Here is a 20,268-nt window from a genome sequence, read left to right as displayed (position 1 = left end):
CACCTTCTCCCCGCAAGCGGGGAGAAGGAAAAGCGGAGCTAGTTATCACCCATCTTGAGCGCCTGGATGAAGGCTTCCTGGGGGATGTCGACCTTGCCGAACTGGCGCATGCGCTTCTTGCCCTCTTTCTGCTTTTCGAGCAGCTTGCGCTTGCGGGTGACGTCGCCGCCGTAGCATTTGGCGGTGACGTCCTTGCGCAGGGCGGAGATGGTCTCGCGGGCAATGACCTTGCCGCCGATCGCCGCCTGGATCGGGATCTTGAACATGTGCTGGGGGATCAGCTCCTTCAGCTTCTCGACCATGACGCGGCCGCGCTTTTCCGCCGCCGTGCGGTGGACCAGCATCGACAGCGCGTCGACCGGCTCCTCGTTGACCAGAATCGACATCTTGACGAGGTCGCCTTCCTTGTAGTCGGTGAGGTGGTAGTCGAAGGAGGCGTATCCCTTGGAGATCGACTTGAGGCGATCGTAGAAGTCGAACACGACCTCGTTGAGCGGCAGGTCGTAGACCAGCATGGCGCGCTTGCCGACATAGGAGAGGTCGGCCTGGATGCCGCGGCGCTCCTGGCACAGTTTCAGGATCGAGCCGAGATAATCGTCAGGCGTCAGGATGGTGGCGCGGATCCACGGCTCCTCGATCGCGGCGATCTTGACCACGTCGGGCATGTCGGCGGGGTTGTGCAGCTCTTTCACCGAGCCGTCGTTGAGGTTCATGCGGTAGACGACCGAAGGTGCCGTGGCGATGAGGTCGAGGTTGAACTCGCGCTCGAGCCGCTCCTGGATGATCTCGAGATGCAGCAGGCCGAGGAAGCCGCAGCGGAAGCCGAAGCCGAGGGCGGCCGAGGTTTCCATTTCAAAGGAGAAGCTGGCGTCGTTGAGGCGCAGCTTGCCCATGGCGGCGCGCAGGTCCTCGAAGTCGGCGGCGTCGACCGGGAACAGGCCGCAGAACACCACCGGCTGGGCCGGCTTGAAGCCCGGCAGGGCCTTGGTGGTCGGGCGCTTGTCCTCGGTGATGGTGTCGCCGACGCGGGTGTCGGCCACTTCCTTGATCGAGCCGGTGAAGAAGCCGAACTCGCCGGGGCCAAGCTCGTCGACCTGGATCATCTTGGGGGTGAAGACGCCGGTGCGCTCGACAAGGTACTTGGCGTTGGTCTCCATCATGCGGATGGTCTGGCCCTTCCTGAGCTTGCCATCGATGATGCGGACCAAGACGATGACGCCGAGATAGGTGTCGTACCAGCTATCGACCAGCATTGCCTTGAGCGGCGCGTCGATGTCGCCCTCGCGCGGCGGCGGCAGTTGGTTGACGATCGCTTCCAGAACGTCGGGAATGCCGAGGCCTGTCTTGGCCGAGATGTAGACGGCTTGCGACGCGTCGATGCCGATGACTTCCTCGACCTGCTCCTTGATGCGCTCGGGCTCGGCGGCGGGCAGGTCGATCTTGTTCAGGACCACGACGATCTCGTGGTTGTTGTCGATCGCCTGGTAGACATTGGCGAGCGTCTGCGCCTCGACGCCCTGGGAGGCGTCGACGACGAGCAGCGAACCCTCGCAGGCCGACAGCGAACGCGACACTTCATAGGCGAAGTCGACGTGGCCGGGCGTGTCGATCAGGTTGAGGATGTAATCCTCGCCATTGTTGGCGCGGTAGTTGAGGCGAACGGTCTGGGCCTTGATGGTGATGCCGCGCTCGCGCTCGATGTCCATGTTGTCGAGGACCTGTTCGGTCATCTCGCGCAGCTCCAGTCCGCCGGTGGACTGGATCAGCCGGTCGGCAAGCGTCGACTTGCCGTGATCGATATGGGCAACGATGGAGAAATTGCGGATGTGGTCGAGCGGTGTGGTCATGCGCCGCGCTTTAGCAGGGGCGGCAAGGGTTAACAAGCAGGGCGGCGCGGGCTTTCGCTACCAGCGCAGCACATAGCGCCCGGCAATGGCAGCGGTCGGCTGGCTCGAGACAGCTTAGCAGGAGACGCGCTGGGGACTGTTGACGCAGCCGGGAACGCAGGCTCCTATACCGGCCGCAGCGAGGGGACGCTGCGGACTGGAAGGAGCATGTCATGCCCGAGAAGGCCCACAGCGACGAGGGTTTGACGGCCGAGGCGCGGCCCGCCACCAAGGAGGACGCGGCCATACTGGCCAAGCTGGTCAACATGGCTGGCGACGGGCTGCCGCTCTATCTGTGGACCAAGCTGGCCGAGGACGGCGAAGACCCCTGGGAGGTCGGGCGCCAGCGGGCGCAACGCGAGGAAGGCAGCTTTTCCTACCGCAACGCGGTGGTGCTGGAGCATGGCAAGGTGATTGCCTGCCTGATCGGCTATCCGATCGTGCCTTCGCTGCCCGATCCCGACACACCGGCGATGTTCGTGCCGTTCAACATGCTCGAGGCGCTGGCCGTCGGCAGCTGGTACGTCAATGTCATGGCGACGCTGCCGGAGGCGCGGGCGCGCGGCTATGGCTCGCGGCTGCTGGCCATGGCCGACACCATCGCCGAGGCCACCGGCTGCACCGGCACCAGCCTGATCGTTTCCGACGCCAACACGACCGCCCGACACCTTTATGAAAGCGTCGGATACCGCGCGATCGCTGCCGAGCCGATGGTCAAGGAAGGCTGGGCCGGCGAAGGCGAGAACTGGGTGCTGATGGTCAAGCCGTGAGGCGGGTTGACCTGACATTGACACGCGCCGACTGCCCTTCCCGCCAGGACATTTCCAGATGAAATTCTGCGACGACACCTTCATGGCGTATGACGCCTCGCGCCGGACTTTCGGCCCGGGCGAGGCGCTGACCTTCGACGTCGCCTATCGGCTCGCCCATTTGCCGCTGGTGGCACCCGGCCATCCCGAGATCATCGCCGGCAAGGATGGAACCGATTATCGCCACGGAACATACGAGACGCCGCGCCATTCGCTGGTGGTGCCCGTCGATGCAGGGCAACTGGTCGGGTCTGAAACGTTCCGGCAGTTCGAGGCGGAGCTTCGCTCGTTTTCATTCAGCCAAAAGATCGCCTGGGAGCTTGGCGACGAACGCGCCGGCAAGCTGCATGCGACCATCGTCGGCGGCCTTTCCGAGCCAGACATCGCGCGTTGCGCGGACGCTGCGGCCACAGCGCTTGCGCCGCTGGGCGCAATTTCGCTGCGTATCGGCGGACCGTTCCTCGGCCGGATCAACACCGGCCGGATCTATCTGCCTGTCTATCCCTGTTACCACGACGGCGAGGACGTGTTCGGGCTGGTACAGCAGGCCTGCGGTGCGCGGCTGACCCGCTTCTACGTGATCGGCTATTATCATTTCGCAGCGGCGCTGACGGTTGCGGAGACGGCTGATCTCGCGGGACTGGCGGAGCGGTGGCGGCGGCGCGTGCTGGCCGAGCTGCCGGTGACGTCGCTGGCGGTGATGGCGACGAACGACGACCTCGCGCTTTCCGGGCGGGTGGTCGCGACGATCCCGGCTGGTCAGCTGGCTTGATCTAGCGGCCTGCTTTCGCGCAACACGATGTCTGGGCGGTTGGGATATCGCCATGTGAATGGCCGTCCGTTCTGGACCGCCGTGCCTTCATTGATGTCACGGCATGGATTCCCGACACTCTCCGCTCGCTTTGCTCGCTCACGAGGTCGGGAATGACGGAATGCGGGCGCGCTTCCGTCAACCTTCAAGTCCTGCAACTGATGTAGGTTAGGCTGAGGCAACTGATACGGCGCCGAAGGTTAGCCGAGGCGACACCGCCAACCCGTCATTCTCGACCTCGTAAGCGAGCAAAGCGAGCGGAGAGTGTCGGGAACCCATGCCGTGACAGAGACGGCGAGCGCGCAGGCGCAATAAGATGGACTTGCCGCACTGATTTTGCGGCTGCCGTCAATTGTCGCGATACAGGAAGAGCACCCTCGCCAATCACCCAATCTTTTTTCCATCTCTGTCGTGAACCTTCCTCTCCGAACCGGACACCCATGATCGTGGCGGCCAGCGAGCCGCAAATCAAAGGTGAACCCAGAGGAGAACCGAAATGAACATGACCAACACGATCATCCGCTCGTCGCTGATCGCGACGCTTGCGCTTTCGATGTCGGCTTTCGCCGGTGCGTCATCGGCCGCCCAGCTCAAGGCCCGTGTGCCGGCACCGCCGCCGCACCAGCTCAGCCTCAAGGCGCCGGGCGGCGGCGGACAGACCCACGGCCATGTCGAGACCTGCAACAACAAGGCGTCGTGCAACCTGATGATCTCCTATTGCATCAGCCATGGCGGCGACTGGGAAGAGACCGGCACGCCGGGCCCGCAGGGCGAACCGCAGAAAGGCAAGTGTACCTATCCCTGATGGCATCAGGGCCTCCCAAGACTTGAGCCAAGCGCCCTCCCGTCTCACGACGGGAGGGTTTTTGCCTGGCATGGCGCGATAGTGACGGCGCGTGTCGCCGGCCTGCTTGACGTCAGGGCGGCATTCGGAGCAAATCGCCAGGCATTCGTGGGAGCTTGCCTGAAAATGTCCGCCATCGGCCTTTCGCTGCTCGGTTTTTCGACCGTCATCTTCCTGATCGCCGCGATGGTGGCCAAGCACTGGGGCATCGAGCCGACGCTCGGCAAGCTGGTGGTGACGCTGATCCTCTATTCGCTCGGCAACCTGATCATGCTCAGGCTGGTGCGCGACTTCGGCATGTCGGTGTCGTTTTCGCTGTCGGCGGTGATCCAGCTGATCGCCGTCAACGCGGTGGCCATCATGTATTTCGGCGAGAAGCTGAGCGGCATCCAGGGCATCGGCGTCGGGCTCGCGGTCGTCGCGGTGGCGCTGATCACGCTCGGGCCGGCGCTGGCGGGGAAGTAGGGCGTCACAGAGGGAGGACGAAAACCACCCACCTTCCGTCATTCCTGACCTCGTAAGAGATCAAGGTCAGGTCCAAATCCTGCACCGGCTCTGGTCCGTCGCTGTCACGGCATGGATTCCCGACACTCTCCGCTCGCTTCGCTCGCTCACGAGGTCGGGAATGACGGAGGAAGGAGGCGCCGCGTCAGCTACGGCAGCGACCAACAGAATGGGGGCCAAGCGACCCCCATTCTCGTTACCTCGGTTCGATCCCGATCAGACGGCGATCTTGCCGCCGCCCTGTTTCGTGATCGCGACGACGGCCGGACGAACCGGCATGTCGGGCTTGAAGTCGGGCCAGCGCGTCGACAGGTCCTCGTAGTAGGACGGACGGCCGAAACCTTCCCAATCCTCGCCGCCATCGCCCGGATGCTGGACGGCGACGAAGGCGGTCTGGTCGTCGGGCGCAAACAGCGGGCCGCACATCTCGGCGCCGACCGGCACGCGGAAGAACAGCTTGGAGGTGGCGCGCGCCTCGCCTTCGGTGTCGACGGCCCAGAGGCCGTCGGTGCGGCCGGTGGCCTTGGGCGAGTTGCCGTCGGTCGAGACCCAGAGGCGGCCGGCGGAATCGACGGAGCAGTTGTCGGGCATGCCGAACCAGCCATTCTGGGTGGTCGAGGTCGAGAACGAGGCGCCGACCTCGGCGACCGAAGGATCGCCGCACTTGAGCAGCACTTCCCACTTGCCCTTGGTGGCAGCGAAATCACCGCCATCCTCGATCAGTTCGATGATGTGGCCGAAGGCGTTTTCGGCGCGCGGGTTGGCGGCGTCGACCTGGTCGGCCTTGCGCTTGGTGTTGTTGGTCAGCATGACATAGACCTTGCCGTTGACGGCATTGGGCTGGATGTCTTCGGGGCGGTCCATCTTGGTGGCGCCGAGCAGGTCGCCGGCGCGACGCGTCTCGATGACAACGTCGGCCTGGCTGACGAAGCCGTTGTCGGCGGTCAGCGGACCCTCGCCCTGGACCAGCGGCAGCCAGGCGAAGGTGCCGTCCTCGGCGAACTTGGCGACGTAGAGCGTGCCTTCGTCGAGCAGGTCGAGATTGGCGGCGCGGTCGTTGGGGTTGAACTTGCCCTTGGTGACGAACTTGTAGACGTAGTCGAAGCGCTCGTCGTCGCCGAGGTAGAAGACGACGCGGCCATCGGCAGCCACGATCGATTCGGCACCCTCATGCTTGAAGCGGCCGAGCGCGGTGCGCTTCTTGGGCAGAGAGGTCGGGTCGTTGACGTCGACCTCGACGATCCAGCCGAAGCGGTTGGGCTCGTTCGGCTCCTTGGAGACGTCGAAGCGGTCGTAGAACTTGAACCATTCATAGGTGCCTTCCGGCACGCCGAGACGCTTGTAGTTGGTGGCCTCGGGATGATCGGCCGCAAGCTCGCCGCCGAAATAGCCGTGGAAGTTTTCCTCGGCCATGATGTAGGTGCCCCAGGGCGTGACGCCGCCGGCGCAGTTGTTGAGCGTGCCGAACACCTTGGTGCCGGTCGCATCGGCATTGGTCTTGAGGCGATCGTTACCGGCGGCCGGGCCGGTCAGCTGCATCTCGGTGGTCGAGGTGATGCGGCGGTTGAGCTTGCCGTCGCGGACGACCTGCCACTTGCCCGCGTCCTTGCGGATCTCGACGATCGAACCGCCATGGGCGGCCATCTCGATGTCGACGCGCTTCTGGTCGGCCGGAGCGACATCGATCTTGCCCTCGACGATCTTGACGATGCCGGGGAACATCAGGTGCTCGTTGGTGTATTCGTGGTTGACGACGAGCAGGCCGTGCTCGGACGAGCCTTCGAGCGCGATATAGCCGACATAGTCGTTGTTGTAGCCGAACTGCTTCGCCTGAGATTCCGCCGACTGGTTGAGCGGGTCGAACTCGGGGGCGTCGGCAAAGATCGGATCGCCCCAGCGCAGCAGGACGTCGGCATCGTAGCCCGAGGCAACATGGTGCTTGTCGTCGATGCCGGCCTCGATCTCGTCGAAGACGAAGGCTGACGCCGAAGCCGCGCGGGCATCGTCGGCGAGCAGGATGGCGATGGGGCTGACGGTTGCGGCAATGGCCGAAACGGCGAGCGAGCCCTGGAGGAAGCCGCGGCGGGAGAAGCGCCTGGCGATGATGTCGCCCATGGTGCGGTTGTCGGTCGGATTGTGGCCGGGACCGGCATTGTCCTCGAGCATGCTCGTGCGGAACTTCTGATCATAGGGCTGGTTCATGGCGTCGACCTCTGGCTGGGTGTTCGGCTTGGGGTTCGCCGAGACCGCTAATCGGACGAGATAACAGCAGCATGACAGTTTCGCCGGAAATCCGGCCGGGTCAAACAGCGTGGCGGATGGCCTCTGCCGACGAAATGCGCTGCGACCTTTTGCTTGAGCGCCTTTTCTTTGGGAAAGGCCTCCCCACTTGTTGCGCGGCGACCGATTAGAGGCCATCCCGAAGGCGAAACAGAGCGGCAGGACGATGAATCAGACACTGTGGAACAGGATCGAGTTTTCGCTGCTGGCGGCGGGCGTGATCATCGCCGGCGGGCTCTGGGGCTTCGTCGAGCTGTCGGAGATCGCCCGCGACGCCGCACCGCATGCCTTCGACACCGACATATTGCTGTTCTTCCGCGAGGCGGGCAACCCGGCCGACCCGATCGGCCCGCTGTGGATGGAAGAGGCGATGCGTGACATCACCGCGCTCGGCAGCGCCTCGGTGCTGATCTACATCACCGCGATCACCATCATCTATCTCTGCATGGTCAGGCGCTGGGGCCCGGCGCTGTTCGTGTTCGCCTCGGTGGCCGGCGGCCAGGTGCTGTCGAGCCTGCTCAAGCTCGGCATCGACAGGCCGCGGCCCGACCTCGTGCCGCATCTGGCGCAGGTCTACACGATGAGCTTTCCGAGCGGGCACGCGATGCTGTCGGCGGTGACGTATCTGACGCTGGGCGCATTGCTTGCGCGCTTCCTGCCGGGACGGGCGGCGACGGTCTTCGTGTTCGGCATCGCCATCCTGACCACTGTGATGGTCGGCATCAGCCGGGTCTATCTCGGCGTGCACTGGCCGTCTGACGTGCTGGCCGGCTGGTGCGCCGGCTTTGCCTGGGCGACCTTGTGCTGGCTGGTCAGCCGCAAACTGATGAAATCGGACGGCGAAGCCCAATGACGGCATGTTTCAAGTATCTACATTAATGCTTGAAACATCACTATGAATGTATGATACATTCATTCTGCGGACAAAGACGGGAAAACCTGAAGTGATCACAGCCGCACAGATGCGCGCCGCACGAGCGCTGGCAGGCATCGACCAGAAGACGCTCGCCGAACTGGCCGGCGTCTCGGTGCCGACGATCCAGCGCATGGAAGCGAGCGAGGGCGTGGTGCGCGGCGTGATCGACACGCTGACCAAGGTCATCCAGGCGATCGAAGATGCCGGGGTGGAACTGATCGGCGAAAACGAGACCGGCGGCCGGGGCGTGCGCCTCAAGAAAAAGGCCGGTTGAACCGACGATCCGCAAGAGATAGTCGCGACGGCGACCGCCGACAGTTTTGCCGACGATCCCGCCGCTGAATGCGGAACGGATCATGGACGCCAACCCTCGCCTAACCCGACACAAAAAGCCGACATTCGCCGAGCTGTTCACGCCCAAGCTGGTGACGGTCCTGCGCGAAGGCTACCGCGGCTCCCAGTTCAAGGCCGACGCGATTGCCGGGCTGACGGTGGCGATCGTGGCGCTGCCGCTGTCGATGGCGATCGCCATCGCCTCGGGCGTGTCGCCTGATAAAGGCCTGTTCACCGCGATCATCGGCGGCTTCATCGTCTCGGCGCTCGGCGGCAGCCGGTTCCAGATCGGCGGGCCGGCCGGCGCCTTCATCGTGCTGGTTGCAGCAACCGTGGCGCGCGAGGGCGTCGACGGGCTGATCCTCGCCACGATGATGTCGGGTGTCATCCTGCTCGCCATCGGCTACCTCAGGCTCGGCACCTACATCAAATTCATCCCCTATCCGGTGACTGTCGGCTTCACCGCCGGCATCGCGGTGATCATCTTCGCCAGCCAGTTGAGCGAGATGTTCGGGCTGACGCTCACAGGCAAGGAACCTGGGCCGGTGGTGCCGAAGCTGATGGCACTGGCGACAGCCGCCGATACCGTCAACGCCTCGACCGTGGCGGTAACAGCGCTGACCATCGGCACCATATTGGCGTTCAAGCGCTGGCGCCCGGGCTGGCCCGGCATGCTGATCGCGGTTGGCGCGGCTGCGCTCGTCGTCACGCTGCTGTCGCTGCCGGTGGAGACCATCGGCACGCGCTTCGGCGGCATTCCACGCAGCCTGCCCTGGCCAGCCATGCCCGCTTTCAGCCTCGACAAGGCGATGTCCGTGCTGCCGGATGCGGTCGCTTTCGCGCTTTTGGGCGCAATCGAGTCGCTGTTGTCGGCCGTCGTTGCCGACGGCATGACCGGACGACGCCATCGCTCGAACTGTGAACTGGTGGCGCAAGGCTTTGCCAACATAGGTTCGGCACTGTTCGGCGGCATCTGCGTGACCGGCACCATCGCGCGGACAGCAACCAATGTACGGGCCGGCGCGCACGGGCCGGTAGCCGGCATGCTGCACGCGATCTTCCTCTTGGCATTCATGCTCATCGCCGCGCCGCTGGCGAGCTACATACCGCTCGCAGCGCTTGCCGGCGTGCTGGCCGTGGTGGCCTGGAACATGATCGAAAGACACGCCTTCGCGGCGCTGATCCGCTCGTCATGGGGCGACGCGCTGGTGCTGATGGTCACCTTCCTGCTGGTGGTGTTCCGCGACCTGACCGAAGGCATCGTCGTTGGCTTCGCGCTGGGCTCTATCCTGTTCATCGACCGCATGGCCAAAAGCATCGCGGTGGAAACCGACCAGCCGCTGGTGCAGGAGGATGTCGCCGACGCCAGCAATGGCAGCCGCCACGCATACGAGGTGGGCGACGCCGGCGATACAGACACAGTCATCTACCGGATTTCGGGCGCGTTCTTCTTTGGCGCCGCTTCGACCGTGGGTGCCGTGCTCGACCGCATCGCCGACCAGCGCAAGAGCTTCATCCTCGACTGTTCGGGCGTGCCGTTTCTCGATTCAACGGCGGCCAATGTCATCGAGGGCGCGGCGCGCAAGGCACGCCAGGCCGGCGTTCGCTTCTTCATCACGGGGGCCTCGCCGCAGACGCGGCGAATGCTGATCACCCACGGCGTCAAGCGCCCCCATGTCAGCTACGCTGCATCGGTGAAGGATGCGCAGGAGTTGCTGAGGACGGAGACGGCGGGGTAGGCCACTTCTTGGCGGTGTTTGGAGGCCGCGTTCTGGACCGTGGCGTCGCTCGACCGTCACGGCATGGATTCCCGACACTCTCCACTCGCTTCGCTCGTTAACGAGGTCGGGAATGACGGGGTGGGAAGTGGCGCCACCAACTTTCGACGGTCTGTGACTTACAGAGGCGAGTGTTAAGGCAAGTGATCCGCCGTTGAAGGTTAGCAGATACGGCCCCTCGCCTCCGTCATTCCCGACCTCGCGAGCGAGCAAAGCGAGCGGAGAGTGTCGGGAATCCATGCCGTGACATGGGCGAAATCAAAATCGGAGCAGGAACTGGCTTGCCGCATGTCCGCGTCCGGCTAAGGTTCCCGGATGGGCCGGAAGGGGTACGTCTACATCCTCGCCTCGCAGAAGAACGGCACGCTCTACACCGGCGTGACATCCGATCTCCCTGGTCGCCTGCTGCAGCACCAGGCCGGAACCGGTTCGAAGTTTGCTGCTCGCTATGGCGCGGTGCGGCTTGTCTGGTTCGACGAATACGACCTCGTTGTCGATGCCATCGCCCGCGAGAAGGCGATCAAGAAGTGGCCACGAGCTTGGAAGGTCAAACTGATCGAGGAACGCAATCCTGATTGGCGCGACATTGCGTGGCACCTGATTTAAGGGCTGAGCCAGCTCCGCCGTCATTGCGCCGTAGCATGGTTTCCTAAAGCACGTTCTTTGCGACGAGCAGTTCTGGGACCGTGATACCACTCATCACGGTCACGGCATGGATTCCCGACACTCTCCGCTCGTTTCACGAGCTCACGAGGTCGGGAATGACGGGCTTCATTTGCTGTCTGCCCCAATCGCCGGCGGTCGAGGCCGGCGACAGCCTGCTCTCAGGCAAACTTGCGCTGCGCGTCGAGTGCAAGGCCGAGGCCGACCGAGCCGAAGGCGTCGCCCTGGACGATCTGGGCGCCCGGCACCAGCGCCAGGATGCTTTCGCGTGCCAGCGGGATGGCGGTCGAGCCGCCGGTCAGGAAGACGGCGGTGATGTCCTTGGCGCCGACCTGGGCTTCGGCAAGCGTGTCGGCGACGGTCGCGGTGACGCGGTCGACGGCGGTGCGAATGGTGTCTTCGAGACCTTGCCTGGTCAGCGCCGCGGTGAACTTCGCTCCCGGCAGCTTGACGTCGATGGCGGCTTCGGACGCATCGGTCAGCTCGATCTTGGCCTTTTCGACCTTGGTCGCCAGAGCGTGGCCGAAACGCTGGTCGACGACTTCGATCATCCTGTCGATGAGGTCGGGGCGCTCTGCCTCGAAGCGGATCGCGCGCAGGTCGAGCATCGCCTTGGGCGTGTAGAGCAGGTTGATGCGCTGCCAAGTCGCCAGGTCGATGAAATAACCCGCCGGCAGGTTGCGCTTGCCGTCCTTGGTCGGGGTGAGATAGCCGAGCTCGGGCATGACGTGGGCGATCGAGAGCAGCCGGTCGAAATCGGTGCCGCCGATATGGACGCCGCGATTGGCCAAGATGTCGGCCTTGCGGTCACTGGAGGCGGCGCGCTCGGGCGAGACGCGGACGATCGAGAAGTCGGAGGTGCCGCCGCCCATGTCGACGATCAGCGCCAGCTCCTCGCGCGTCACCGTACGCTCGTAGTCAAGCGCTGCCGCGATCGGCTCGAACTGGAAGTCGATATGCTTGAAGCCTTGCGCGCGCGCGGCCTTTTCGAGCTCGCTCTGGGCGGCCGCGTCGGCCTCGGGATTGTCGTCTACGAACTGCACCGGGCGGCCGAGCACAACGCTGTCGACCGGCTCGCCGACATGGTTTTCGAGGCGGTCCTTGAGGTGGCCGACAAACATGCCGACGATGTCGGTGAAGGCGATGTAACGCGCCTTGATGCGGGTCTTTTCATGCACCAGCGACGAGCCGAGCACGCTCTTCAGCGCGCGCATCAGGCGGCCTTCGGCACCGTCGGTGTATTCGCCGATGGCGCGGCGGCCGAGTGCCGTCTGGTTGTCCTCGAAGTTGAAGAAGATGGCCGAGGGCAGCGTGACGTTTTCACCCTCGAGCGCGACGAGGCGCGGACGGCCGTTCTCGATCACGCCGACGGTCGAATTGGAAGTGCCGAAGTCTATGCCGCCGAAAGCCGGTCGCATCACCTAGTCCTGAATTTTCTGCATGAATGAATGGGCGACCCCAAGCTTCTGCCGGGCCGCAATCGGACCGTGCGCCTACACGACGGGGCGATGAATGTCGATGTCTGCAAGGCATTTTCCGGGAAAATGTGATCGTTGGCCCAATCCCCGCGGCATTCCCTGGAAACCGCTTTCATGCGATATCGCGGCCATTCAACCGGGCCGAGTATCCACCATGACCCTTACAGGTTTTCTTGCCTATAGCGGTGCACTTGCCATCGCCGCCGCGATTCCCGGGCCGGGCGTGACGGCGCTGGTGGCGCGCGCGCTCGGCTCGGGCTTCCGCTCGTCGCTCGCCATGTCGCTTGGGCTGGTGGTCGGCGACCTGACCTATCTCACCGCCGTCGTGCTTGGCCTGGCCTTCGTCGCCCAGTCGTTCGGCATGGTGTTTTTGGCGATCAAATGGCTCGGCGTCGCCTATCTCGCCTACCTCGCCTACAATTTCTGGACCAGCGGCATCACGCCGGAGACGGTCGAGGCAAAGAAGGGCAAGGGCGGCCTGTTTTCGAGCTTCCTCGCCGGACTGACGGTGACCTTGGGCAACCCCAAGACGATGATCTTTTACCTGGCGATCACCCCGACGGTGGTCGACCTGCACGCGCTGACGCTTGGCGACTACGGCATTCTGGTCGCCATCACGATCGCCGTGCTGCTGGTCGTGCTGGTGCCCTATCTGCTGCTGGCCTCGCAGGCACGCTGGTTTCTCAAGACACCGCGCGCACTCAAGCTGCTCAACCGCACCGCCGCCGGCTTCATGGTGGGCGCGGCGGCGGCCATCGCCGTCCGCCAGTAACCCTGCGGGTTGGAATTTCATTCCCCTGAATTGGCGTTCACGGAAACATGTTTCCGTGAACCAACCCTAATCAGCACGCTACCCACTCGGAATTTGCCCTGCGACACCCTATCTTCGTCGCTCAAATCTCAGGCCAATTTCGGGAGCTAAATCGATGAACAAGCCCGTCACCTCCACGCGTGCGCCCGGTCGCGGCCGCATCTATGGCTCGATCACCGAAACGATCGGCGACACGCCGCTGGTGCGGCTCGACAAGTTCGCCAAGGAAAAGGGTGTCGGGGCGAACCTCATCGCCAAGCTCGAATTCTTCAACCCGATCGCATCGGTCAAGGACCGCATCGGCGTCGCGATGATCGAGGCACTCGAGGCCGACGGCCGCATCACGGCGGGCAAGAGCACGCTGATCGAGCCGACTTCGGGCAATACCGGCATCGCGCTCGCCTTCGCCGCCGCCGCCAAGGGCTACAAGCTGATCCTGACAATGCCCGAGACGATGTCGATCGAGCGCCGCAAGATGCTGGCGCTGCTCGGCGCGGAGCTGGTGCTGACCGAAGGCGCCAAGGGCATGAAGGGCGCCATCGCCAAGGCCGAGGAGCTGGTGCAGACCATCCCGAACGCCGTCATTCCGCAGCAGTTCGAAAACCCCGCCAATCCCGAGATCCACCGCGAAACGACGGCCGAGGAAATCTGGAACGACACGCAAGGCGGAATCGACATCCTGGTTGCCGGCATCGGCACCGGCGGCACGATCACCGGCGTCGGCCAGGTGATCAAGAAACGCAAGCCTTCGCTGCATGTCGTTGCGGTCGAGCCAGAGGGATCACCTGTGCTGTCGGGCGGCCAGCCCGGCCCGCACAAGATCCAGGGTATCGGCGCCGGCTTCGCGCCCAAGGTGCTCGACACGACGGTCTATGACGAGATCATCAAGGTTTCGAACGAGGATGCGGTGGCGAACGCCCGCCTGGTCGCCCGTCTCGAAGGCGTACCGGTCGGCATCTCGTCGGGTGCTGCCCTGCAAGCCGCCATCATCGTCGGCTCGCGCCCGGAAAATGCCGGCAAGAACATCGTCGTCATCATCCCCTCCTTCGCCGAGCGGTATCTCTCGACGGTGCTGTTCGAGGGATTGGGCGGGTAAGCGGACAAGTCTATCTCCAATTGCCCCTCACCCTTACCCTCTCCCCGTGAAGGACGGGGAGAGGGGGGGCGTCGGCGTCGCCGCTTGTTCCTTCTCCCCGTCATTACGGGGAGAAGGTGCCGGCAGGCGGATGAGGGGCGGCGCGCCCTTCCGCCGAGAGACCTCGGCCAATCAGCGTTTGCTGACAGCCGCCCGCCTGCGCTTGAGGAACTGCCGCACGGCCTGGTCGGGCTCAAGGCCGATGGCGAGTTGGTAGGCCTTGTCGGCCTCGGCCAAACTTCCTGTGAGCGCCAGCAGTTCGGCACGCGCGGCCCAGTAGGGCTGGTATTCGTTGAGCCTGGCGTCGTCGATGGCGTCGAGCAGGGCCAGGCCTTGCTCGAGCGCCCCGGCATAGGCCACCGCCACCGCATGGTTGACGGCAACGACGGGCGAAGCCGAGAGCGTCATCAGGCCAGCGTAAAGGATTGCGATCGCGGCCCAGTCGGTGCGGCCGGCGAAACGCCGCGCGGCATGCGCCGACTGGATCGCCGCCTCGATCTGGTAGCGGCCGATGCCGTCAAAGGCGCCGGCGCGCTGGAGCAATGCGTCAGCCTCGCCGATCAGGCCTGCATCCCACAACAAAGTGTCCTGTTCGCTGAGCGGCACGAATTCGCCGGCAGCGCCGCGGCGGGCGGGGCGGCGCGCCTCGGCATGCAACATCAGCGACAGCAGGCAGAGCGCTTCCGGCTCGCCTGGCAGCAGCTCGACAACCAGCCGGCCGAGCCAGATGGCTTCGGAAGCGAGGTTGCGGCGACGGGATTCGGCGCCGCTGGCATCGGTCCAGCCTTCGGAGAAGGCGGCGTAGATCGCCTCCAGCACCGCCGACAGCCTTTCGCCGAGCTCGGCCTTTTCGGGAATGCTAAACGGGATGCCGGCCTGCTTGATGCGCGACTTGGCCCGCACGAGGCGCTGGCCCATGGCCGCGGGCGACACCAGGAAGGCGGAGGCGATGGTGGCGGCATCGAAACCGAGCACTGCTTGCAGGATCAGCGGCGCGCGCACGCCGGCATCGATCGCCGGATGGGCGCAGGCGAAGATCATGCCGAGCCGGTCGTCGGGAAATTTCTCGCGCGCCATCTCCTGTTCCAGTTCTTCGCCGATCAGCCTGAGATGGGCCTGGCCAGCCTCACCGGTCATGCGCCGCCGGCGCTGGTCGATGGAACGGCGCCGCGCCACGGTCAGAAGCCAGGCCTCGGGATGGTCGGGTACGCCCGTCTCGGGCCATCTGGACAAGGCCGCGGCAAAGGCGTCGGCAAGCGCGTCCTCGGCACCGGCGACATCGCGGGTGCGCGCCGAAAGCCAGGCGACGAGCCTGCCGTAGCTCTGGCGGGCAGCAGCTTCCGCCGCCGCCCGCGCCTGTTCGGCGCCTGCGGCCATTCCTAGCGGGTCGGCCAGATCGGACGAACCTCGACGGTGCCGTAGTTGGCGCTGGGGCAGCGCGCCGCCCAGTTGAGCGCGGCGTCGAGGTCCGGCGCCTCGATGATGTAGAAGCCGCCGAGCTGCTCCTTGGTCGCGGCGAACGGGCCGTCGAGCACTTCGGTCTTGCCGTCGCGGACGCGGACGGTGGTGGCGGACGACGCGCCCTGCAGGCGCTCGCCCGAGACCATCGCACCGGCTTTGATCAGCGCTTCGTTGTAGGCCATGTAGGGCGCGCTCATCTTCTCCTGGTCTTGCGGGCTTGCCGCCGCGAACGGCGTGTCGTCGTGGTGAAGCAGAAGCATGTACTGCATTGCCGTCTCCTGTTGTTTGCGGCCGCATCGTCGCGGCTGAACGGAAGTCGCGCGGCTTGGACGGATTTCGACAGGCCAGCGGAATCTTTTTCGGGCCAGAGCCTAACACATGGAAATGGCGGGCTGGACCGGTGAAAATTCAACCCTGGACGGCATCCGCCCGGCTTGAGAAGCAACACGGCGGCATGTCATATCCGACCGCCGGGGAGCGGCAGGGGGACAACAATGTACAGGCTTTATACACGCGCCGGCAGCGGCGGCTTCGTCGTCGAGGCGGCATTCGAACTGGCAGGCGTGCCATTCGAGCGCATCGAGGTGATCAAGGGCGCCGAACCCGCCGCGGAATTCCGCACCATCAGCCCGCTCGGCCAGGTGCCGGCGCTGGTGCTGCCGGAAGGCGGGGCGATGACTGAATCGGCGGCGATGTGCCAGCTGATCGCCGAGCGCCATCCCTATGCGCGGCTGGCGCCCGCTGTGGATGCGCCGGGGCGCGCCGACTTCCTGCGCTGGCTCACCTTCCTGTCGTCGGTGATGTATCCGGCACTGCTGCGCTACTTTTATGCGCAGCGCTACACGACCGACGCGCAAGGCATCGAAGCTGTGAAAGTCGCCGCCATCGCCGAGAGCGATCGCGGTTTCGGTGTTCTCGACAAGGCGCTCGAAGGCCGCGACTGGCTTGCCGGCAAGCGCATGTCGGTTGCCGACATCTATCTGCTGATGCTGGCGCACTGGCACCCCGAGGCGGGCAAGGTTGCCGCGACCTGGGCGAATATCGAGCGCGTCTGCGCGGCGCAGCGCGACATCCCCGTCATCAGGGACCTCAACGCCAGCCACGAGATGTGGTGAGGCGAAACGGCCCGTGCGAACAGGCCGATCGGCAAGGCGCCCGCGTCCGCGAAGAGGCGGCGCGCCAGATCGTCATCTTGTCTTGGAGCAGCCGGGCTTGCGCCGCCGGGAGGGCGGACAAGCCTTAGAGGCGAGTGGCAGCAATCGCCCGGCGTTCGCCGCGCAAGGTGGTCGAGCGGTGATCGCTTGTCGGCCGCGCGATGCGGCTTTCGTGACGTCCGGTAACAGTCATGATCAGTGGAAGGTCACGCGTGCCTGGAGCGTGCTGGTGCGGCGCGCGCAGGCAGGTCCCGGACCGCGCATGTAGTGGCGCTCGGGGCGGTAGGTCGGGGCGATGAATTCGCGAAACGCCACAGCGGCGAAAGTGAGGTGGTTCCAGATAGCCATTGTTCTTATCCCTGTCCGCCCGGGGCTCGTCCCGAACGTGAAAGCGATCATAGCCGGCGGATGTGAATCTTCGGTGAACGCGATGTTAATCTTCGTGTGAAAATGCGCCCGATCACGGCTGAATTGCGTTCTTTTCTAGGCATTTAGGCCTGATCGGGCGGCATTGGTTAAGATGTGTCTTTTGCGCCACGGATGTAACGGCCGATTGCCGCGAAACTATCCACAGGTTTCGAGGCGCGGTTACATCGAGACGGGCCATTCGCAAGGTCGCTGCGACAGATCTGGCGTCAGGCGAGGAAGAGTTTCTCGAAGGCCTTGCGTCCGGGCGGGGTGAATTCGACGACGCGGCTGCCGGCGGGGCGGCGCGCCCACTTCTCGGCGAGGATCTTGTCGAGGATGGCGGTGCCCAGCGATCCCGCCAGATGCGAACGCCTGACGCTCCAGTCGAGGCAGGCGCGGCACATCGGCCGGCGCGAACTACTGAGCGTCGAGGTGTCGATGCCAATCGCAGTGAAGAAGCTCGCACCCGCCGGCCCGAGCCGGATCTCCTCGTCGTCGCGGACGATGATCTCCTCGGCGATGAAGCGGTCAAACATCTTGACCGCATGGTCACCAGCAAGGTGGTCGTAGCAGACGCGGGCTTCGCGCATCGACTTGTCGCGCGGACCGGGACGCGCGCGCCTGGGGCCGGAATGGGCGGCGACGCCGCTGATCGCCTCGATCATGTTGGCGACCTCGGTGCCTGACAGCGCGTAGTAGCGGTGCCGGCCCTGGCTCGCCACCGTCAGCAGCTTGCCGTCCATCAGCTTGGCGAGATGCGAACTTGCCGTCGGCAGGGAGACGCCGGCTTCGAGCGCCAGTTCGCTCGCCGTCAGCGCGCCGCCATCCATCAGCGCGGTCAGCATGTTGGCGCGCGCAGGGTCGCCGACCAGGCTGGCGATGCGGGCGATATCGGGACCTTCCTTCATGACGCAACTACCTCCATGGTTCGATGGTAGTCGAAGCATTCTCGTCAGGCAATGCGTATTCTCCAACCCAACAAAGGAGTGAGCCATGACGACGAAAACCGAATTCGCGACACAGCCGAAGCGCCTGCCGCTGGGTGCATTCGGCCGGATGCTGGCGTTCCTGTCCCGCGGCTATGACCGGCATCTGCAACGGCTCGACCTTTCCGAACTGACCGACGAACAGCTCGACGACATCGGCCTCAGCCGCCGCGACGTCGAGCGCGAAGTCGCTAGACCCTTCTGGCGCTAGCACGCCGCCCTAGCCGGATGCTTCGATGCCGGCCGAACCATTGCCAACATTTTCCGGAGACCGAAATGACCATCACCTGCTTCATCCGCTACGAGATCGACCCGTTCGGCAAGGCGGCGTTCGAGGAGTATGCCCGCAACTGGGGCCAGACGATCCCGCGCTGTGGTGCTGACCTGATCGGCTACTTCGCCCCGCACGAGGGCTCGGCGACGACGGCCTATGGCGTCTACAACATCGAAAATCTCGCCGCCTACGAGGCCTACCGGGCGCGGCTTGCCGCCGACCCGCTGGGCCGCGAGAACTACCAGTTCGCCCGGCGGGAAAAGTTCATCCTCAAGGAGGACCGCATCTTCCTGAAACTGGCCTCGGGGCCGCATGCGGCCTTGCATGATCCCGAAAAGCTGCAGACTTTCCGGACAGGGATCATGCAACGGGAAAGCGTGAAGCCATGATCGCCGTCATCTTCGAGGTCGAGCCGGCTGATGGGCAGCGCGATGCCTATCTCGGCATCGCCGCCGACCTGCGCCCGCTGCTCGATGGCATCGACGGGTTTTTGTCGATCGAGCGCTTCCAGAGCCTGGCCGATCCGAAGCGGCTGTTGTCGCTGTCGTTCTGGCGCGACGAGGAAGCGGTGAAGGCCTGGCGCAACACCGAAGAGCACAGGCAGGCGCAGATGGCCGGGCGTGGCGGTGTGTTTTCAGGCTACCGGCTGCGCATCGCCCATGTTGTCCGCGACTACGGGCTCCACGAGCGGGCGGAGGCGCCGGGGGACAGTCGGAAGGTGCATGGGTGAGATGTCAGCGTTGCCCCTCACCGCCTGACGCAACTTTCCCGCTGCTCTTTTTCCTACAATCGTCCATTTCTGAGAATTTGGTAAGTACCTTACCTTTTTGTCCGTACTTGAGCATGGGCAAGTACCTGCCTAGCTATCGATCATGACGCCGGGCTCGCTCACTGGATGAACCATCCCGCAGACGGCGTTCCAACACTGCGGCAAGGCCGGGTCGAAAAGGGACAGATCATGAGCAACTACAAAGGCAAGAAGGCAGTGATCATCGGCGGCACGCATGGCATGGGGCTCGCCGTCGCGCAGGCACTGATAGCCGGCGGCGCCGAAGTGCTGATCACCGGCCGCAGCGAAAAGACCCTCGACGATGCGCGGCTCGCGCTCGGCGGCAACGCTCACGTCGTCCGCTCCGACATTGCCAACCTCAGCGAGATCGCCAGGCTTGGCGCCGAGGTCACTGACAAGCTCGGCGAGATCGACTTCCTGCACATGAATGCCGGCATTTCCGAACTCCAGCCCTACGACCAGGTCACCGAAGCCTCCTTCGACCGCCAGTTCAGTATCAACACCAAAGGCGCCTTCTTCACCACCCAACGCCTTATCCCGCTGATCAAGCAAGGCGGCTCGATCGTCTTCACCTCGTCGGTCGCCGAGGATTCCGGCACGCCGGGCATGGTGGTGTACTCAGCCACCAAGGCCGCGCTGGCGGCGTTCAGCCGGGTGCTGGCGGCAGAGCTGTTGCCGCGCAAGATCCGGGTCAACGTGGTCAGCCCCGGCTTCATCGACACGCCGACAATGGGCGTCGCCGGCGCGACGGCAGACGAGCGCGCCGCCTTCATGGAGATCGGCGACGCGGTGACGCCGATGAAGCGCCACGGCACGCCGGACGAGGTGGCGCGCACAGTGCTGTTCCTCGGCTTCGATGCCACCTTCACCACCGGCGAACGGATCAAGGTCGACGGCGGACTTGGCCAGAACCTTTCGGTTTCGCCTGACTGAGCGGCATCGCGAGC

At 64.6% G+C, this 20,268-nt stretch carries 22 protein-coding genes; 15 read left to right on the top strand and 7 right to left on the bottom strand.

What is annotated here, in order from left to right:
- Nucleotides 1–38: 38 nt before the first annotated feature.
- Entirely contained in the window at nucleotides 39–1,847 is a 1,809-nt protein-coding gene (lepA, locus tag J1C56_RS22110) for a translation elongation factor 4 (RefSeq protein ID WP_214392212.1), read from the bottom strand.
- Between the two features lie 212 nt (nucleotides 1,848–2,059).
- Between lepA and J1C56_RS22105 the strand changes: the two genes are divergently transcribed.
- From J1C56_RS22105 to J1C56_RS22090, 4 genes are all read left to right on the top strand, one after another.
- On the top strand, nucleotides 2,060–2,656 hold the full coding sequence (locus J1C56_RS22105; RefSeq protein ID WP_214392211.1) for a GNAT family N-acetyltransferase: 597 nt from the start codon (nucleotides 2,060–2,062) through the stop codon (nucleotides 2,654–2,656).
- A gap of 58 nt (nucleotides 2,657–2,714) precedes the next feature.
- Nucleotides 2,715–3,467: a hypothetical protein gene (locus J1C56_RS22100; RefSeq protein ID WP_214392210.1), complete on the top strand. Its 753-nt coding sequence runs from the start codon at nucleotides 2,715–2,717 to the stop codon at nucleotides 3,465–3,467.
- Nucleotides 3,468–4,002: 535 nt separating this feature from the next.
- Nucleotides 4,003–4,311 (top strand): hypothetical protein, encoded by a 309-nt coding sequence (locus J1C56_RS22095; protein ID WP_214392209.1) that lies wholly within the window; start codon nucleotides 4,003–4,005, stop codon nucleotides 4,309–4,311.
- A 165-nt stretch (nucleotides 4,312–4,476) separates the two neighbouring features.
- Complete coding sequence (locus tag J1C56_RS22090; protein ID WP_214392208.1) at nucleotides 4,477–4,815, top strand: hypothetical protein; 339 nt, start codon at nucleotides 4,477–4,479, stop codon at nucleotides 4,813–4,815.
- 255 nt (nucleotides 4,816–5,070) lie between these two features.
- On the opposite strand, the gene J1C56_RS22085 is transcribed toward J1C56_RS22090, so the two are convergent.
- Complete coding sequence (locus J1C56_RS22085) at nucleotides 5,071–7,056, bottom strand: PhoX family protein (RefSeq protein WP_214392207.1); 1,986 nt, start codon at nucleotides 7,054–7,056, stop codon at nucleotides 5,071–5,073.
- Between the two features lie 244 nt (nucleotides 7,057–7,300).
- Between J1C56_RS22085 and J1C56_RS22080 the strand changes: the two genes are divergently transcribed.
- The 4 genes from J1C56_RS22080 (at nucleotide 7,301) to J1C56_RS22065 (ending at nucleotide 10,767) form a co-directional block, all read left to right on the top strand.
- The gene (locus J1C56_RS22080; protein ID WP_214392206.1) at nucleotides 7,301–7,987 is read left to right on the top strand and encodes a phosphatase PAP2 family protein; all 687 of its coding nucleotides are present in this window, start codon (nucleotides 7,301–7,303) and stop codon (nucleotides 7,985–7,987) included.
- A 91-nt stretch (nucleotides 7,988–8,078) separates the two neighbouring features.
- Nucleotides 8,079–8,324 carry a helix-turn-helix domain-containing protein gene (locus J1C56_RS22075; RefSeq protein ID WP_192567129.1) on the top strand — a complete coding sequence of 82 codons (246 nt, stop codon included), beginning with the start codon at nucleotides 8,079–8,081 and terminating at the stop codon, nucleotides 8,322–8,324.
- Between the two features lie 82 nt (nucleotides 8,325–8,406).
- Nucleotides 8,407–10,122: a SulP family inorganic anion transporter gene (locus J1C56_RS22070; protein ID WP_214392205.1), complete on the top strand. Its 1,716-nt coding sequence runs from the start codon at nucleotides 8,407–8,409 to the stop codon at nucleotides 10,120–10,122.
- A 354-nt stretch (nucleotides 10,123–10,476) separates the two neighbouring features.
- The gene (locus tag J1C56_RS22065; RefSeq protein ID WP_214392204.1) at nucleotides 10,477–10,767 is read left to right on the top strand and encodes a GIY-YIG nuclease family protein; all 291 of its coding nucleotides are present in this window, start codon (nucleotides 10,477–10,479) and stop codon (nucleotides 10,765–10,767) included.
- Between the two features lie 218 nt (nucleotides 10,768–10,985).
- Here J1C56_RS22065 and J1C56_RS22060 read toward each other — a convergent pair whose 3' ends face one another.
- The gene (locus J1C56_RS22060; RefSeq protein ID WP_214392203.1) at nucleotides 10,986–12,242 is read right to left on the bottom strand and encodes an Hsp70 family protein; all 1,257 of its coding nucleotides are present in this window, start codon (nucleotides 12,240–12,242) and stop codon (nucleotides 10,986–10,988) included.
- A 214-nt stretch (nucleotides 12,243–12,456) separates the two neighbouring features.
- Here J1C56_RS22060 and J1C56_RS22055 point away from each other — a divergent pair, with 214 nt between their 5' ends.
- Nucleotides 12,457–13,074 (top strand): LysE family translocator, encoded by a 618-nt coding sequence (locus J1C56_RS22055; RefSeq protein WP_214392202.1) that lies wholly within the window; start codon nucleotides 12,457–12,459, stop codon nucleotides 13,072–13,074.
- Nucleotides 13,075–13,228: 154 nt separating this feature from the next.
- Complete coding sequence (gene cysK, locus J1C56_RS22050) at nucleotides 13,229–14,209, top strand: cysteine synthase A (protein WP_214392201.1); 981 nt, start codon at nucleotides 13,229–13,231, stop codon at nucleotides 14,207–14,209.
- A gap of 171 nt (nucleotides 14,210–14,380) precedes the next feature.
- On the opposite strand, the gene J1C56_RS22045 is transcribed toward cysK, so the two are convergent.
- On the bottom strand, nucleotides 14,381–15,625 hold the full coding sequence (locus tag J1C56_RS22045) for an RNA polymerase sigma factor (RefSeq protein WP_214392200.1): 1,245 nt from the start codon (nucleotides 15,623–15,625) through the stop codon (nucleotides 14,381–14,383).
- Nucleotides 15,626–15,627: 2 nt separating this feature from the next.
- Complete coding sequence (locus tag J1C56_RS22040) at nucleotides 15,628–15,978, bottom strand: YciI family protein (RefSeq protein ID WP_214392199.1); 351 nt, start codon at nucleotides 15,976–15,978, stop codon at nucleotides 15,628–15,630.
- A 225-nt stretch (nucleotides 15,979–16,203) separates the two neighbouring features.
- On the opposite strand from J1C56_RS22040, the gene J1C56_RS22035 reads away from it, so the two are divergent.
- The gene (locus J1C56_RS22035) at nucleotides 16,204–16,824 is read left to right on the top strand and encodes a glutathione S-transferase family protein (protein ID WP_214392198.1); all 621 of its coding nucleotides are present in this window, start codon (nucleotides 16,204–16,206) and stop codon (nucleotides 16,822–16,824) included.
- 234 nt (nucleotides 16,825–17,058) lie between these two features.
- Here the strand turns inward: J1C56_RS22035 and J1C56_RS22030 are convergent, their stop codons facing one another.
- Nucleotides 17,059–17,211, bottom strand: a complete 153-nt coding sequence (locus J1C56_RS22030) for a hypothetical protein (protein WP_184770089.1) — start codon at nucleotides 17,209–17,211, stop codon at nucleotides 17,059–17,061.
- 287 nt (nucleotides 17,212–17,498) lie between these two features.
- Nucleotides 17,499–18,179 carry an ArsR/SmtB family transcription factor gene (locus tag J1C56_RS22025; RefSeq protein ID WP_214392197.1) on the bottom strand — a complete coding sequence of 227 codons (681 nt, stop codon included), beginning with the start codon at nucleotides 18,177–18,179 and terminating at the stop codon, nucleotides 17,499–17,501.
- 85 nt (nucleotides 18,180–18,264) lie between these two features.
- Between J1C56_RS22025 and J1C56_RS22020 the strand changes: the two genes are divergently transcribed.
- From J1C56_RS22020 to J1C56_RS22005, 4 genes are all read left to right on the top strand, one after another.
- A complete protein-coding gene (locus tag J1C56_RS22020; protein ID WP_246591699.1) occupies nucleotides 18,265–18,468 on the top strand; it encodes a DUF1127 domain-containing protein in 204 nt (67 codons plus the stop codon).
- Nucleotides 18,469–18,533: 65 nt separating this feature from the next.
- Nucleotides 18,534–18,920, top strand: coding sequence for an NIPSNAP family protein (locus J1C56_RS22015; protein WP_214392196.1), 387 nt, complete (start codon nucleotides 18,534–18,536; stop codon nucleotides 18,918–18,920).
- Nucleotides 18,917–19,261 carry an antibiotic biosynthesis monooxygenase family protein gene (locus J1C56_RS22010; RefSeq protein WP_214392195.1) on the top strand — a complete coding sequence of 115 codons (345 nt, stop codon included), beginning with the start codon at nucleotides 18,917–18,919 and terminating at the stop codon, nucleotides 19,259–19,261. Before J1C56_RS22015 ends, J1C56_RS22010 begins: the two co-directional genes overlap by 4 nt.
- Nucleotides 19,262–19,489: 228 nt before the next feature.
- Nucleotides 19,490–20,254, top strand: a complete 765-nt coding sequence (locus tag J1C56_RS22005; RefSeq protein ID WP_214392194.1) for an SDR family oxidoreductase — start codon at nucleotides 19,490–19,492, stop codon at nucleotides 20,252–20,254.
- Nucleotides 20,255–20,268 lie beyond the last annotated feature (14 nt).

It is taken from the genome of Aminobacter anthyllidis (assembly GCF_018555685.1).
Taxonomy (GTDB): domain Bacteria; phylum Pseudomonadota; class Alphaproteobacteria; order Rhizobiales; family Rhizobiaceae; genus Aminobacter; species Aminobacter anthyllidis.
The sequence above is the reverse complement of the archived record's forward strand: the minus strand, read 5'-3'. Positions and strand labels throughout refer to the sequence as shown.